This is a genomic window from Stenotrophomonas sp. STEN225 (genome assembly GCF_056756445.1).
In genome coordinates this window covers 302941-318030 of record NZ_JBRRBV010000002.1, presented here as the reverse complement: position 1 = coordinate 318030, position 15090 = coordinate 302941, and the positions used below count along the sequence as shown (strand labels likewise).

At 68.4% G+C, this 15090-nt stretch carries 13 protein-coding genes; 4 read left to right on the top strand and 9 right to left on the bottom strand.

Annotated features, from left to right (window positions below):
- Positions 1-27 precede the first annotated feature (27 nt).
- From ACVOJ1_RS03875 to ACVOJ1_RS03835, 9 genes are all read right to left on the bottom strand, one after another.
- The gene (locus ACVOJ1_RS03875; RefSeq protein ID WP_111185787.1) at positions 28-1563 is read right to left on the bottom strand and encodes a sensor domain-containing diguanylate cyclase; all 1536 of its coding nucleotides are present in this window, start codon (positions 1561-1563) and stop codon (positions 28-30) included.
- A gap of 203 nt (positions 1564-1766) precedes the next feature.
- A complete protein-coding gene (tsf, locus tag ACVOJ1_RS03870) occupies positions 1767-2645 on the bottom strand; it encodes a translation elongation factor Ts (RefSeq protein WP_053518318.1) in 879 nt (292 codons plus the stop codon).
- A 125-nt stretch (positions 2646-2770) separates the two neighbouring features.
- Positions 2771-3577, bottom strand: coding sequence for a 30S ribosomal protein S2 (gene rpsB, locus ACVOJ1_RS03865; protein WP_053518321.1), 807 nt, complete (start codon positions 3575-3577; stop codon positions 2771-2773).
- Positions 3578-3797: 220 nt separating this feature from the next.
- Complete coding sequence (locus ACVOJ1_RS03860) at positions 3798-4496, bottom strand: fimbrial biogenesis chaperone (RefSeq protein WP_346480038.1); 699 nt, start codon at positions 4494-4496, stop codon at positions 3798-3800.
- Positions 4497-4501: 5 nt separating this feature from the next.
- Positions 4502-4750, bottom strand: a complete 249-nt coding sequence (locus ACVOJ1_RS03855) for a hypothetical protein (RefSeq protein ID WP_346480037.1) — start codon at positions 4748-4750, stop codon at positions 4502-4504.
- Positions 4751-4834: 84 nt separating this feature from the next.
- Complete coding sequence (locus tag ACVOJ1_RS03850) at positions 4835-5881, bottom strand: Csu type fimbrial protein (RefSeq protein ID WP_065174699.1); 1047 nt, start codon at positions 5879-5881, stop codon at positions 4835-4837.
- Positions 5878-8232, bottom strand: coding sequence for a fimbria/pilus outer membrane usher protein (locus ACVOJ1_RS03845; protein ID WP_164150838.1), 2355 nt, complete (start codon positions 8230-8232; stop codon positions 5878-5880). Before ACVOJ1_RS03845 ends, ACVOJ1_RS03850 begins: the two co-directional genes overlap by 4 nt.
- A 7-nt stretch (positions 8233-8239) precedes the next feature.
- On the bottom strand, positions 8240-8992 hold the full coding sequence (locus tag ACVOJ1_RS03840) for a fimbrial biogenesis chaperone (protein ID WP_346480036.1): 753 nt from the start codon (positions 8990-8992) through the stop codon (positions 8240-8242).
- Positions 8992-9522 (bottom strand): Csu type fimbrial protein, encoded by a 531-nt coding sequence (locus tag ACVOJ1_RS03835; protein ID WP_053518329.1) that lies wholly within the window; start codon positions 9520-9522, stop codon positions 8992-8994. The genes ACVOJ1_RS03840 and ACVOJ1_RS03835 overlap by 1 nt, the downstream gene beginning before the upstream one ends.
- A 240-nt stretch (positions 9523-9762) precedes the next feature.
- On the opposite strand from ACVOJ1_RS03835, the gene map reads away from it, so the two are divergent.
- Genes map through ACVOJ1_RS03815 form a run of 4 tightly spaced genes read left to right on the top strand, consistent with a single transcriptional unit; the run spans position 9763 to position 15090 of the window.
- The gene (map, locus tag ACVOJ1_RS03830) at positions 9763-10539 is read left to right on the top strand and encodes a type I methionyl aminopeptidase (protein ID WP_111185881.1); all 777 of its coding nucleotides are present in this window, start codon (positions 9763-9765) and stop codon (positions 10537-10539) included.
- A 20-nt stretch (positions 10540-10559) separates the two neighbouring features.
- The gene (locus ACVOJ1_RS03825) at positions 10560-13172 is read left to right on the top strand and encodes a [protein-PII] uridylyltransferase (RefSeq protein ID WP_481558693.1); all 2613 of its coding nucleotides are present in this window, start codon (positions 10560-10562) and stop codon (positions 13170-13172) included.
- Positions 13172-14221, top strand: a complete 1050-nt coding sequence (gene dapD / locus ACVOJ1_RS03820; protein WP_346480034.1) for a 2,3,4,5-tetrahydropyridine-2,6-dicarboxylate N-succinyltransferase — start codon at positions 13172-13174, stop codon at positions 14219-14221. The genes ACVOJ1_RS03825 and dapD overlap by 1 nt, the downstream gene beginning before the upstream one ends.
- Positions 14222-14223: 2 nt before the next feature.
- Entirely contained in the window at positions 14224-15090 is an 867-nt protein-coding gene (locus ACVOJ1_RS03815; RefSeq protein WP_346480033.1) for a hypothetical protein, read from the top strand.

Here is a 15090-nt window from a genome sequence, read left to right as displayed (position 1 = left end):
ATCGCCCCGCTCATCGGGGCGTCCCGTTCAGCCCGCTTCGAGGCCGGCAGTGGCGGACAGTTCGTCGTGGCCCAGCGCGCCGGGGGAGCGGGCGATCACCCGGTTGCGGCCCAGGTTCTTGGATCGATACAGCACGTCATCGGCGGCGCGCAGCAGGTCCTGCACGTCGGCGAAGCGTTCGTAGCCCCCCTGCGTGGCCACGCCGGCGGAGAAGGTGACGAACAGCGGCCCTCCCTCGAGTTCGGCCATCGGCGTGGCGACGATGTTCGCCAGTACGCGCCGGATCACCTCCAGCGCTACCGATTCGCTGGTATTGGGCAGCAGCGCCACGAACTCCTCGCCACCGAAGCGGGCGACGGTGTCGCTGTTGCGCAGCTGGCCCTGCAGTTTGCCGGCGAAGGCGCGCAGCACCTCGTCGCCGGTCAGATGACCGTGAGCGTCGTTGATCTTCTTGAAGTCGTCCAGGTCGATGAAGGCCACCGAAAGCGGCCAGCCATGCCGGCCGGCGCGCAGGAATTCCTGCTCCAGCACCGCTTCCAGCTGGCGCCGGTTGAGTACGCCGGTCAGCGCGTCACGGTGGGCCTGGTCGGCCAGCCGCTTGGCGCGCGCCTCGAATTCATCGGCGCGTCGCCGTGCCTGGTCGGCATCCTGCAGTTCGCGCAGGTTGCGCAGGGTGGCCAGCTCCTGTGCGTGATCGATCAGTTCGTGCACCCGCGCCGGAGAATTCAGGCCGGCTTCGAACAGGCTGGCGATATCGGGCAGGGCATCGCTGATGCGGGCCAGGACCTGGTCGAAGCGGGCGCTGTCCAGATCCAGGCGGTCATGCACCTGCTGCAGCGCCCGTTCGCGGGCCGCGTCGGCGTCGCCGTCCAGCCAGATGTCGGCGACCGCGCCGGACAGCTGCACGCACGCCTGGAAGGGCGAATCGGCGGCGTCCTCGTCTTCGCTGTGGCTGATGCTCTCCACCAGGTAGCGCGGCAGGCCCCACTGCTCGGCCACCCAGGCGCCGACATCGGCGTGGCTGCAGCCCAGCACGTTGCGCTCGCGGGCAACCAGGTCGAGGTTGTCGCGTGCTTCACGCAGCAGGGGCAGGTAGCGCTCGGCTTCGGCCTGGGCCAGGCACAGCACGCCCATGTCCTGCAGCAGTCCGGCCAGCATCAGTTCTTCCAGGCGGCGCAGCCCGCGCGCCTGGCCAAGCTGGCTGGCAGCCAGTGCACTGAGGATGCTGCGCTTCCAGGCCCGCTGGCGCAGGTCGTGATCGGCACCGCTTCCGGTCAGTCCCTGGGTGACCGTGAAACCCAGCGCCAGACTGATGGTGGCGTTGAGGCCCAGCATGGTCAGTGCCTGGCCGAGATTCTCGATGCGCCGCCGGCTGGCATACAGCGGCGAGTTGGCGATGCGCAGCATGCGGGCGCTGAGCGCCATGTCGATGGCGATGATGTCGGCGGCGGTGGCGATGTCCGCTTCCGGATCCTGGGCCAGTTCGATGATGCGCAGGGCAATACCGGGTGGCGAGGGAAGGTTGCGGCAGAGCGCCAGGGCAGCTGTCAGCTCGGGAGGCATGGCGGATCGTTCAATTCCATTAGGGCAAGAATACCTAGGAATTCATCACAGTCTGCGACTTTCTATCCTGCTATGTGACTGAGGATTCCCTGCGCCGAGTATCGGCCTGATTCGCGCGCAACGCAAAGTTCACCGACGGCATAAAAAAAGAGCCGCGGTTCCCCGCGGCTCCTTGTGGTCGCTTCACAGCCGGAAGGCTGGACTCAGACCTGCATCGCCTTGGCAACTTCGGCGGCGTAGTCTTCCACCACCTTCTCGATGCCTTCGCCGACGACCAGCAGCTGGAAACCAGCGACGTCGGCACCGGCGGCCTTGACCACCTGCTCGACGGTCTTGTCGCCGTCCAGCACATAGGCCTGGCCGTACAGGGTCACTTCGCTGACGATCTTGTTGATCTTGCCGCTGATGATCTTTTCCAGGATATCAGCCGGCTTCGACTTGTCCTTCTCGGACATCTTGGCCAGTTCGATTTCCTTTTCCTTCTCGACGAAGTCGGCCGGAACGTCGGCGGCCTTGTTGTGCGGCGGCTTCAGCGCAGCCACGTGCATGGCCAGGCCGCGGGCCAGTTCGGCGTCGCCGCCGACCAGGTCCACCAGGACGCCGACCTTGCCATTGGTGTGGACGTAGGCACCCACGGTGTTGTTGCCGTCGACCTTGGCGATGCGGCGGATCTGGATGTTCTCACCCAGCTTCTGCACGGCCAGGGCGCGGGCTTCTTCGACGGTCTCGCCGGAGGCCAGCTTGGCGGTCTTCAGCGCTTCGACGTCGGCAGCGCCCGATGCCAGGGCGGCAGCGGCAACGGCGTCGACGAAGGTCTTGAAGTTGACGTCGTTGGCGACGAAGTCGGTTTCCGAGTTGACTTCGACCAGCACGGCCTTGCCGCCGTCCTGTGCCAGGCCCAGACGGCCTTCGGCGGCCACGCGGTCAGCCTTCTTGTCGGCCTTGGCAGCGCCGGACTTGCGCAGCAGTTCCGCCGCAGCGTCGATGTCGCCGGCGGCTTCGGTCAGCGCCTTCTTGCATTCCATCATGCCGGCGCCGGTGCGCTCGCGCAGTTCCTTGACCAGGGAAGCAGTGATTTCCACGGGATTACCTCACGAAAGAAAGGGGTTGGGCCGGCATGGTGGCCGGCCCGTATGACATGGTCCTGTCACGCGCCGAGGGCGGCATGCAGGAGGGGTGGGCGCTGGGGCCCACCCCGGGGCCTGGATCAGGCCTGGGCTTCGTCGCCCTTCTTGGCGGTCTTCTTGGCCGGAGCGCGACGGGCCGGCTTCTCTTCGCCTTCAGCGGCGGCTTCAGCGAACTCTTCCTCGCGCACCGAGGCGGCGTGCGGAGCAGCGGCCTTGCCTTCCAGCACGGCGTCGGCGGCGGCACGGGCGTACAGCTGCACGGCGCGGATGGCGTCGTCGTTGCCCGGGATGGCGTAATCGACCAGCTCCGGGTTGTAGTTGGTATCAACCACGGCGATCACCGGGATGCCGAGCTTCTTGGCTTCCTTGATGGCGATGTCTTCGTGGCCGATGTCGATGACGAAGATGGCGTCCGGCAGACGGTTCATGTCCTTGATGCCGCCCAGCGAGGCTTCCAGCTTGTCGCGCTCGCGACGCAGGCCCAGCACTTCGTGCTTGACCAGCTTCTCGAAGGTGCCGTCGGTTTCACCGGCTTCCAGTTCCTTCAGGCGGGCAACCGACTGCTTGACGGTACGGAAGTTGGTCAGGGTGCCGCCCAGCCAACGCTGGTTCATGAACGGCATGCCGCAACGCTCGGCTTCTTCCTTGATGGTTTCGCGGGCGCTGCGCTTGGTGCCCAGGAACAGGACGGTGCCGCGCTTCTGGGCAACCGACGAGATGAAGTTCATCGCGTCGTTGAACAGCGGGACGGTCTTTTCCAGGTTGATGATGTGGATCTTGCCGCGGGCGCCGAAGATGTACGGAGCCATCTTCGGGTTCCAGTAACGGGTCTGGTGGCCGAAGTGGACGCCGGCTTCCAGCATCTGACGCATGGTGACCTGGGGCATTGCAGTACTCCTGATATGGAACCAGCGATTCCGCCCGCGGGACAGGTATGCGGGACGCGTGGAAGCGCGATCGGTTCCGGGGTTGGGCTTCCCTGTTGCCTCCGTGGCCGAACTCCTTGCGGAGCACCCCGGCACGGATGGGGGCAGCAGGTGTGGATTCACCGGTGACGTCCGGTGTGGACGGGGTCCCGCGCACGGAGCGTGCAGGACATCCCGGCGATTATAGCCCGGCGGGCGGGTTCACCGCAATTGACGGGTCCCATGTGTCCAGAACGACCTCCCGGCCGTCCTGCAGGCGGGCCCGGAAGCGGCCGCCGAGATAGCCGTCGCGGCGTGCCGGCAACGTCCAGCGCCTTTCCCGTCCTGCCAGCACATAGCCGGCCAGGCCCGGCAGCAGCACGCTGCGATGGCCGCCGGCGGACTCGAATGAAAGCCCGTCCAGGCGCGCATGCAGGCGGCCCGGGTTGTTCAGTCGCAGATGAGTCTGCGACCCGTTGGATTCGACGCGGGCACGCACGGCCGGGCGCACTGACGGCGCAGCCGCACCCTGGAACAGCGGCAGCGAGTAGCGTGGCAGGCTGCTTCTGCCGGGGGCGAGCACGATACGGTAGGCCTGCTCGGCGGCGACCGGGACGGCGCTGCGGGGCAGCAGCCAGACCCGCTGGCGGGCGCCGGGCGCCAGATCCAGTCGGGTCGGACTGGCCAGGATGCGGTTGCTCGGCTGCAGCCGTTCGGCGTCCAGCTGCTGCTCCCACGCCAGGATCTGCACCTCGCCCTGCCAGCGCTCGGGGCCGGGGTTGTGCAGCCAGAGTTCGGTGCGGCCCCCTTCGGCGGGCAGCTGCAGGGTCGTGGGCAGCAGGTCCAGTGCGGCGGCAGGCAGCCCCGGCAGCAGCAGGAACAGGGCAAGGAGTGCGCGCATCGGCATTAGTAGATGAATGTCGGCGCGGTGGAAGCGTCGTCGGTGGGCGCGGCTGGCGCGGGGGCGAGTTCACGCAGCTGTGCCGGCAGCTGCGGGGCATCGCTGCGCTGGTGCGGAACGGCACACGCGCGGCCGCCGGCATCGCCCTGGCAGGCTTCCACTACGACCAGGCGCACCTGCACCGGGGCTGCCGGCTCGGCCCATGCCAGGGGGGCGGCGAGCATCATCGCCAGGATCGGAACTGCGCGAACCACCTGTCATCCACCGTGCCGGGATACCCGCTGGACGCTATCGGCCGGGCGCGCCGGATCTGTAGGGGCAGGTGCTCGCGGCACCGGCTAGTAGGTGATCGTCACCTGCACCACATCGTTGTAGGTACCTGCCGGCGGCTGGCCGGTGACCGGCGGCACCCGGCCGTAGATCGTCAGCTGCTGGGCACTGCCGGTACCGGTTCCGCTGGCGGTATCGACCGTGAGCGTGTTGCCCCAGCGCTGGTTGCGTGCGCTGTCGCGGTACAGTTCATAGGCCAGGTAGTAACTGCTGCCCCCGATGGTGGTGCGCATGCGCCGGGTCGGGGTCGCCGGGGGATTGTTCTGGCCGTTGTCCAGGCCGATCTGGAATGCCGTGTTCTTCAGGCAGGTCAGGGTCAGGGTGGCGGTCCGGTCGATGTTGCTGGTGATGCTGCCGGTGACGTTGCCGAAGTCCAGAGGGGTGGTGAGGTAGCTGCCGCACTGTGGCAGCACGGTCGCGGTCGCGATGAAGCTGAAGGCCGCGCTGGCGCTGTTGGTACCGGTGGCGCCGCCGTTGCAGGTGGCCGGTACGGTGGCGTTGCCGAGCAGCACTTCGTTCCAGGCCCAGGTCAGCACCACGTCGGCGCCGCTGAAGGTGCTGCTGTAGTTGCCCGCGGCCAGCACCTGGTTGGCCGGGATCTGTGCGAACAGCTGGGTGGACTGCGCGCCGCTGCCGCCGACCACCAGCGGCACGTTGTAGGTCATGGTCAGCTCCTGCGCTGGCGGCGTACCGCGGGGAACCAGGCCGGTGACCTGGCTGTAGCCGGCATTGTTGTAGAGCTGGAAGTTCAGGGTGTCGGGAGGGGTGCCGGTACTGGTGCGCAGGGTCCGCCAGGTGCTGCTGCTGCCACCGCCGCTGCCGGCACCGATGCCCACGCACACGCGCACGCCGGTAGTGGCCAGCAGGCTCAGCGCCGCCGTCGTGCAGGTGACGGTGATGTTCAGCGTGGCCGAAGTGGGCCCGGGGGCATTGCTGTTGACGTTGCCGAACGGCAGGGTGGGGTTGGCGGTGGCCGTGCACACCGCCGCCGCGTGCGCCGGTGTGGCGGCCAGCAGGCCGAGCACGAGCAGCAGGCCGAGCAGGGGCACCTTCATGGCGCCACCTCGGGAATGCACGGTACCGGTGCCGGGCGGGGCCGGGCGCCGCTGGCAGCCACTTCCGGTGTGGCCGGCACCTTCACCCGGCACTGGCTGCGGCTGGTGGTGATGTACAGCACGCTGCCCGGCGCCACGTCCTCCAGGTACAGCAGGCCGTCGTAGCCTACGGTGGCCTGGCGACCCTGCGGCAGCTGCACTTCGCTGCCCACCTCCAGCGGTTGTCCGGCCATGTCCTGCAGGACCAGGGTCAGCGACGGCCGCGAGCGCAGATGGAACGTCACGCCGGTGCCGGCGCGCTGGCGGGGTGTTACCCAGTCCTCGACGCGGTCGGCGCGCATGTCCGCCGGCAGGTCGAGAGTGTCGATGGAGACCCGGTTGCGCTGCCACGACAGCAGGGGGCTGACCAGCAGCAGGCCACGGTCGTCGGTGACGCCGATCAGGCGGTTTTCCAGCCGTACCGGCACACCGGCGACGCCGCTGGTGCTGACCACCGCGAAGGCGTCGGAGACCTCGCGGGTAGCAAAGGTGTGCCCGTCCATCCACACCAGGCTGCCGCTGGCGCTGGCATAGGCGTAGTCAATGCCGGCCTGGCGCGATGCGCCGAGCGCGTAGCGCCCCACGTCGTTGAGGATGCCGACCTCGGCCAGGCCGCCTGTGCCCTCGTCGCCCCCGCGCACCTGCGCGCGCCAGCCGATGCCGCCGGCACTGCCATCGCCGGGAACCGGCTGGGTGATGTCGGCCACCCAGGCCTGGCTGTCGCCGTTGCGCTGGCTGGAGAGGCTGGCCTGGCGGTTGTTGCCGAGGCTGGCGCTCACTGACAGGTAGATGTTGCGGTCGTCACTGCTGTCCAGGTTCTGGTTGACCGACAGGTAGGCCGACCAGCGCTGGCTCCAGGTACGCGACCAGAACAGGCTGGCATAGCGGTTGTCGTCGCCATCGGGGTAGCGCAGCCGCAGGTAGCTTGCGCTCAGCGTTCCCAGCCCCAGCAGATCGAGACCGGCAGTGGCCTGTTCGCTGATGCGCGGGGGCAGATTGTCCTGCAGCGCGCCGAGATCACGGTAGTCGCCGTGGGTGCGTACGCTGCGCACATTGAAATTGAAGCGGCGGTTGTTCCAGCTGTAGCCCAGTGCCCATTGGCCGCCCTGCAGGCCCTGCAGGCGGCTGTGCGCGTAGGCGGCATTGAACACGCCGGCCTCGCCCGCCAACCACCAGCCACCGACGCCGGCCTGCAGCAGGCCGCCACCGCCTTCGGCGTGCGCTTCGCCGGTAAAGGTGTCGCTGATGCCACCACGCCAGCTGGCACTGGCCACCGTGCGGCTGTCGTACTCGAAGGAGCGTTCGCCGAACGCTTCGCGCAGTTGTCCGGCACCGACCGACCAGTCCGACAGGCCCTTGGCCAGCAGCTGCTGGGTGCCATAGAAGCTGAAATCCAGCGTCTGCATGCGGCCGAAGGCATCGGTCACCACAACCTGCGCGGTGCCGGTGCCGCTGATGCCCGGCTGTGCCGCCAGCTGGAACGGTCCGACCGGCACCTGGCCGCTGTACTGGCGCAACCCGTCGACGTACAGCTCCACCGTTGACGGCACCACCGCCTCGCCCAGGAAGCCGGGCGTCGGTGTCAGCACGCGGTAGGGCTGCAGCCCGTAGTTGCGTCCGACCTGCACGCCGCCCAGGCGCACCGGCCGGGTCCAGTCGACAAAGCCGCTGTAGAAATCACCGATCTCCAGCGTGGTCGCCGACTCGGGAAAATCCAGTGTCCAGTGCGTATCCAGGCGCACGCTTTCGCTGCGCCAGTGACGGTCGTCCGGCTGCTGGTAGCGACGGGTGACCGCCGTGTTCTCGAAGGTGCCGCTGCCGATGCCGAACAGGCGCAGTTCCGAGCTCAGGGTAAGGTTGCCGAGTGCTTCGATGCGGCTGCCGTACACGTCGTAGTTGAGCAGCAGGCCCGGCGAGGCGCTGCCGGCCGGCGTACGCACCTGCGGGCGGCCGAGCAGGGTGGTGGGCAGGGTCAGCTGGTCCAGCGGCACATCCAGCGCCAGTGTCTGCAGCTGGGCGTCGTAGCGCGCGACCACGCCGCTGATCTGATCCAGAAACACCGGTGCATCGCCGGTGGCGCTGAAGCCGAGCTGGCGCAGCACCTCCGGACTGGCCTGCAGGCGGCCACGTGCTTCAGTGAAGGGCAGCAGGCCGCGCGGCGTGCTGTTCAGTGAGACGTCCAGGTACAGCGTCTGGCTGGCCGTCAGCGGTGTCGGGGGAGGCAGCAGGGCATCGGCGGAGACGCCGGAGATGCCGGACACGTCGGCGGCCGGAGCCGCGGGAACCCACGCGGCAGCGAGCACCGTGCCCACCACCGCCTCAGCGAGCCGGTGGCGGCGATAGCGGTGTCTGCGTCGACTCGCCATTGATCTTGGCCGTGATCTGGTCGTTGTCCCGGTCGACCGCCGTGCGCTCCACGGGCCAGCGCATCACCTGGCCGGGCAGCACATAGCCCAGCAGGCCGGGGTGGACGATACGTGGGCGTTCGACACTGCCCAGCGCCAGGTCGGCGATCTGCGCGTAGCTGTCGCCGGAATTGCCGATCTCGACGCCGCTGCGACCGTCGTCCAGCCGTAGCAGGCGTGCCTGCAGGCGCGGCGCCGGCGTGCCCCCGGCCGGCTGGATGAACACCGGGATCGAATAGCGCAGCACGAACTGCATGCCGCTGGCGCGGGTGGCCAGGTCCGGCACTTCGTCGACGATCAGGCGGTAATGCTGCTGGGAGGCCGGTGCCTCGCTGTCCGTGCGCATCACCCGCACCAGCTGCTGCTGGCCTGCGGCCAGTTCCTGCATCGGTGGGGTGGCCAGCAGTCCATCGGCAGGCAGCAGCTGCTCCCTGCCATCCTGCTGGACCCAGCGGAACAACCGCACCTGCAGGTTCACCGGCGCGGTCCCGCTGTTGGTCAGCCACAGCTCGGCGGCACGCTGGCGGGGCTCCAGCTGCAGGGTGGTGGGCGCGACCTGCAGACTGGTGGCGGCGGAGGTGGCCATGGCGCTGGCCAGCAGGCAGGCGAGCAACGCCACGCCGGCGGCGCGCCACAGGCGGGGTCGGGACATGGAGGCGTGCTCCATCAATAAGTAATCGTGGCGGTGATCGTGTCCAGGTAGTTGCCGGCGGCCGCGTTGTTGGTGCTCAGGTTCAGGATCTGGCCGTAGACGATGTAGGGGACCGCCAGGCCCGTGCCGATGCCGGCCTGGGTATTGGTGCCGGTCGTCGACCCCCAGACCAGGCTGTGTGCCGCGTCGCGGTACAGCTGGTAACCGACGTAGTTGTTGGCGGTCACCGCCGCGTCGGTGTTCTTCATGCGCCGGGTGGTGACGTCGCCGGCCGTACCAGCGTTCGCACCCGCGTTCAGCGCGATCGTATACGGGGTCAGCGCAGAGCACTGGGCGGTCACCGTGCCCTGGCCCAGGGTAGGTATCGCGGTGGTCGATGCGGCGGTACCGAAGTCGACGTTGGTGGCGGCCGCGGCCGTGATCGTGCAGGCCTTGGTAACCACGAGGGTGACGTTGAAGGTGGTGGTATCGGCCGCCAGCGCCGGGCCGGCCAGCAGCAGCGCGGTCATGGCCCCGGCAAGGGAGGAGCGCAGTGGGATTCGCATGGACAACCTCCTTGACCCGAAGGTCCGTTGAACAAGGCGAAGGCGGCACGTTCGGGGCCGCTTCGGCGACGCTGGCGCCAGCTTAGGACCGCCAAGTGTCTGTAATCCGTGATAAACAGGGGCTGCGGAATGTGGGCGCGATCACGCTTTCGCTCGCCTTGCCGGAACTGTGCATGGCCGGGAACGTCCAGTTGGGTGGCGTTCGTTCAGATTGCGGCCGGATCGGCGATAATGGGCGCCATGAGCGTGAATCTGAAAACCCCGCAGGAAATCGAGATGATGCGCATCGCCGGCCGCCTGGCCAGCGAAGTGCTGGACATCGTCACCCCCCACGTCAAGCCCGGTGTCACCACCGAGGAACTGGACCGCATCTGCCATGACCATATCGTCAACGTGCAGGGCGCCATTCCGGCCAACGTCGGCTACCGCGGCTTCCCCAAGACCGTGTGCACCTCGGTCAACAATGTCATCTGCCACGGCATCCCGAGCGAAGGCAAGGTGCTCAAGGACGGCGACATCGTCAACATCGACGTGACCGTCATCAAGGATGGCTGGCACGGCGACACCAGTCGCATGTACTTCGTCGGCACACCGTCGGTGATGGCGCGCCGCCTGGTGGAGACCACCTACGAAGCGATGTGGCGCGGCATCCGCGCGGTACGTCCGGGGGCGACCCTGGGCGACATCGGCCACGCGATCCAGAGCTATGCCGAAGGCGAGCGCTTCAGCGTGGTGCGCGAGTACTGCGGCCACGGCATCGGCAAGGTCTATCACGACGAGCCGCAGGTGGTGCATTACGGTCGCCCGGGGCAGGGCCTGGTGCTGCAGCCGGGCATGACCTTCACCATCGAGCCGATGATCAACGAGGGCACCCGTTACAACAAGGTGCTGCCGGATGGCTGGACCGTGGTGACCAAGGACCGCAAGCTGTCGGCGCAGTGGGAGCACATGATCGCGGTCACCGAGACCGGCGTTGACGTGCTGACCCTGTCGCCGGGCGAATCGCAGGTCTCCTGAGGATGCTGCCGGCGAGTTCGCTGCTGGACACGCCGGCCGCGTCGCTCAACGACCCGGACTGGGCTTCCGCTGCACGGCAGGCCTTGCAGCAGGCCGATACGCGGCTGTACCGCCGTTTCGACCAGGGCGACAACATCGAGCGCCTGCTGGCACTGCGCGCGCGCGCGGCCGATCACCTGATCCGGCTGGCGTGGCAGCGCTGCCTGCCGTCCGACAGCGGGCTGTCCCTGTTCGCAGTGGGCGGCTACGGCCGTGGGGAGCTGTTCCCACGGTCTGACATCGATCTGCTGGTGTTCGGCGCGCCGCCAGCGCAGCTCGCCCACGAAGCGGGCCTGGCGCGGTTGTTCGCCCTGCTGTGGGATTGCGGATTGGCGGTCAGCCATGCCGTGCGCTCGGCGGCGCAGTGCCGCGAGGCGGCCGCCGACCAGACCGTGCTGACCGCGCTGATCGAAGCGCGCCCGATCCTGGCCGACGATGCGGCGCGCCGGGCGCTGCGCGAAGCAACCGACGACGACAGCGGACTGTGGCCGGCGCGCACCTTCTTCCTGGCCAAGCTGGAGGAACTGCGCAACCGCCACCAGCGTTTCGGCGATACCGCCGACAACCTCGAGCCCGATCTGAAGGATGGCCCCGGCGGGCTGCGTGATCTCAATACGCTGGGGTGGATGGCGCTGCGCGCGTTCGGCGTTCGCGACCTTGAGGCGCTGGTCGGGCTGGGCCATCTGGGTGCCGACGAAGCCGCGGCGCTCCAGCGGGAGCGCGCGGTGCTGGCGCGCCTGCGCTTCGGCCTGCACCTGGTGGCACGGCGGCCGGAGGAGCGCCTCCGCTTCGATTACCAGAAGACACTGGCCGCGCGGCTGGGTTTTGAGGACGACGCCGAGAACCTGGGCGTCGAGAAGATGATGCAGGGGTTCTATCGCGCCGCTTCGGTGGTGCGCCGGATCAGCGACCGCCTGCTGCAACGCTTCGAGGAGCAGTTCGACGGCGAAGCGCTGCCGGAACCGCTGACTGTGGGTTTCTCGCTGCGCCGCGGCTATCTGGCGGCGAACGAGGCGGCGTGGCCGCGCGGCGACATCGGCCAGGTGTTCGCCCTGTTCGCCGGCTGGGCCAACAACCCGCAGGTGCGTGGCCTGCATTCGCTGACCGCGCGCGCACTGGCCGAGTCGCTGCCGCTGCTGCCCGCCTATGACCAGGCCGATGCTGATGCGCGTGAGCAGTTCATGGCGCTGCTGCGTGGCCAGCGCCCGGTCGACACGCTCTCGCGGATGGCCCGGCTGGGTGTGCTGGGCCAGTGGATTCCCGCGTTCGCCCAGGTCAGCGGGCGCATGCAGTTCGACCTGTTCCACGTCTACACCGTCGATCAGCACACGCTGATGGTTCTGCGCAATATCGGCCAGTTCGCCAGCAGCCGTGCCGACGAGCGCTTCTCGATCGCGCATGAAGTGTGGCCGCGGCTGCGCAAGCCGGAGCTGCTGCTGCTGGCCGGGCTGTTCCATGACATTGCCAAGGGCCGCGGCGGCGATCATTCCGAGCTGGGAGCGGTGGATGCGCGCGCGTTCTGCCAGGCGCATGCGCTCAGTGCCTCGGATACCGAACTGGTGGCGTGGCTGGTCGAACAGCACCTGCGCATGTCGGTGACAGCGCAGAAGCAGGACATCGCCGATCCGGCCGTGATCCATCGTTTCGCAACCCTGGTCGGCAGCCGCGACCGCCTCGACTACCTGTACCTGCTGACCTGCGCCGACATCGCCGGCACCAGCCCCAAGCTGTGGAACGCCTGGAAGGACCGGCTGCTGGCCGATCTGTACTTCGCCACGCGGCGCGCACTGCGCGAGGGCCTGGAGCATCCGGTGCCGGCCGCCGAGCGCGTTGCCGAGGCGCGTGACAGCGTGCGCGCGCTGGTACGCGAACAGGGCTATGACGACGCCACGATCGACCGCCAGTTCGCCGTCATGCCTGATGAAGGCTTCATCCGCCTGCGTCCGGAGCAGCTGGCCTGGCAGGCCGCTGCGCTGGTGCCGGTGAAGCAGGGCCAGGCGCTGGTGAAGGTGCGCCGCATCAGCGTCGACGACCCCGCGCTGGAAGTGTTCGTGCATTCGCCGGATCGCGACGGCCTGTTTGCTGCCATCGTGATGACGCTGGACCGCAAGGGCTACGGCATCCATCGCGCACGGGTACTGGACGGCCCCGCGGGCACCATCTTCGATACCTTTGAGGTCAGCCCCGCCGATACCTTCGCCGATGGCAGCAGCGCCAACCTGGAAGCTGCGCTGCGCGAGGCGCTGGCCGGTGACCTGGGCCGTCTGCGCCCGTCGCGGCGGGTGGTGCCGCGGCAGCTGCGTCACTTCCGCTTCGTGCCGCGCATCGAGTTCCGCGATGAGCCCGGCGCAACCCGATTCGCCCTGGTCGCCCCCGACCGCCCCGGCCTGCTGGCCGACGTGGCGTTCGTGCTGCGCAACCAGGGCCTGCGCGTGCATGACGCGCGCATTGCCACGTTCGGCGAACGCGCCGAAGACACCTTCGTGATCAGTGACGAACACGACCTCCCCCTGACCGAACCCGCCCGGCAGCAGCTGCATGACGCGATGCTGGCCTGCCTGGACCCTGATCGAAACGCCGGAGACCCCACCTGATGGCCACCAAGCCTGCAAAGAAGACCGCCGCGACCGCCAAGAGCGCGGCGGCCCGAAAGACCACTGCCGCGACGGCCGCAAAGAAGACCGTTGCCACGGTGAAGAAGGTGGCTGCCGCGAAGAAGCCGGCGCCGAAGAAGGCCCCGGCCAAGAGCGCGGAAGCCGCGCGCGCCGAGACCATCGCCCGCAAGTCGCTGCGCAGGCCGGCCGCGCCGGGCGTGGAAGAACTGAAGTTCGGCATCGAAAGCGCCTTCGAGCGCCGCGCGACGCTGACCCTGCATGAACTGGAGGGCTCGACCCGGGTGCTGGTCAACCGCGTGATCGACGGCCTGGAAAGCGGCGAGTTCCGTGTCGCCGAGCCGGACGGGCAGGGGGGCTGGAAAGTCAACGAATGGCTGAAGAAGGCGGTGCTGCTGTACTTCCGTGTCAATGACATGGCAGTGGTCGACGCCCGTCCGGCCCCGTTCTGGGACAAGGTCGAATCGCGCTTTGCCGGGTACGACGAAGCGAAGTTCCGTCGTGCCGGGGTACGCGTGGTGCCGGGCGCGATCGCGCGCCGGGGTACCTACTTCGGCAAGGATGTGGTGCTGATGCCGAGCTTCACCAACATCGGCGCCCATGTCGGCGAGGGCACCATGGTCGATACCTGGGCCACCGTCGGTTCCTGTGCGCAGATCGGCCAGCATTGCCACCTGTCCGGTGGCGCCGGCATCGGCGGCGTGCTCGAACCGCTGCAGGCCAGCCCGACCATCATCGAAGACCATTGCTTCATCGGCGCGCGTTCGGAAGTGGTGGAGGGCGTAGTGGTCGGCCACCACAGCGTGATCGGCATGGGCGTGTTCCTCAGCCAGAGCACCCGCATCTACAACCGCGCCACCGGCGAGATCACCTACGGCTACATCCCGCCGTACAGCGTGGTGGTGTCGGGCTCGCTGCCGAGCAAGGACGGCACGCACTCGCTGTACTGCGCGGTGATCGTCAAGCAGGTCGATGCCCGCACCCGCAGCAAGACCAGCGTCAACGATCTTCTGCGCGGCCTGGCGGACTGACGATGGCTGCGCCGGACGACCTGGCGCAGTCCGCGATCTACCGGCATCCGTTCGACAACGTGTTCGCGCGGATGCTGCCGCGCCTGCTGCACGCACCGCGCTGGACCCGGCTGCGCCGCGCGCTGTCGCGGCGCTGGCCGATGCCGGCGCTGGCCAGCGATGTGCGCGATGTGATCTACGCCAGCTGGTGGGTCGATTTGCGCCATGCGCCGTCACCGCCACCTGGCCATCACTACGTGGTCCATGCCGGTCGTACGCCTTACACCATCCTCAGCTATCGCCACGGTCACTTCGGGCCGGCCCTGGCCGGCCCTCTGCGGGCGCTGATGCCATCGCCGCAGCAGAGCAACTGGCGCTGGTACCTGCGCCGCGACGACGATCCGGACGGCACCCCGGTCGTGCTGTTCGACCGCAACGTGATGGATCAGCTGGCCTTCGTCGCCGGTGCGCGTGCCTTCAGCGATGCCATGCAACCTCACCTCTCCGTGCGCTTCGCGCATGTGCTCGAGGCCGATGGCGGCGGCCATACCCTGATCGAAGGTGGGCACGGCAGCGCGCCGGCGCTTCGACTGCAGTGGCAGGTTGCCGCAGGCTGGGACGATGCCACGTGGTCGGCGGCCTTTGGCGGCCATCACGCCCTGCTGCGTTTCCTGACCTGCCAGGACGAGGCCATCGCCCGTACCTGTGACGGGCACTGGGCCAGCACCCGCATCGACCTGCCGGTGGAGCTGACCCATCTGCGGCCGCTGCACCTGCAGGGTACGCTGCAGTGCCCACGCTTGCAGGCGATGGGCGTTGCGCTGCCCGACGGGCTGGCCTTCCACCTGCCACGCGTGCCGTTCCGGGTCGTGTCCGAGCGTCTGTTGTGA

Excerpts from the sequence above, each read along its gene's own strand:
- ACVOJ1_RS03840 (WP_346480036.1), bottom strand. The coding sequence starts at position 8,992 with ATGGAGCACGCCTCCATGTCCCGACCCCGCCTGTGGCGCGCCGCCGGC.
- map (WP_111185881.1), top strand. The coding sequence starts at position 9,763 with ATGAGCGTGAATCTGAAAACCCCGCAGGAAATCGAGATGATGCGCATC.
- ACVOJ1_RS03875 (WP_111185787.1), bottom strand. The coding sequence starts at position 1,563 with ATGCCTCCCGAGCTGACAGCTGCCCTGGCGCTCTGCCGCAACCTTCCC.
- ACVOJ1_RS03815 (WP_346480033.1), top strand. The coding sequence starts at position 14,224 with ATGGCTGCGCCGGACGACCTGGCGCAGTCCGCGATCTACCGGCATCCG.
- ACVOJ1_RS03850 (WP_065174699.1), bottom strand. The coding sequence starts at position 5,881 with ATGAAGGTGCCCCTGCTCGGCCTGCTGCTCGTGCTCGGCCTGCTGGCC.
- rpsB (WP_053518321.1), bottom strand. The coding sequence starts at position 3,577 with ATGCCCCAGGTCACCATGCGTCAGATGCTGGAAGCCGGCGTCCACTTC.
- ACVOJ1_RS03860 (WP_346480038.1), bottom strand. The coding sequence starts at position 4,496 with ATGCGCGCACTCCTTGCCCTGTTCCTGCTGCTGCCGGGGCTGCCTGCC.
- dapD (WP_346480034.1), top strand. The coding sequence starts at position 13,172 with ATGGCCACCAAGCCTGCAAAGAAGACCGCCGCGACCGCCAAGAGCGCG.
- ACVOJ1_RS03835 (WP_053518329.1), bottom strand. The coding sequence starts at position 9,522 with ATGCGAATCCCACTGCGCTCCTCCCTTGCCGGGGCCATGACCGCGCTG.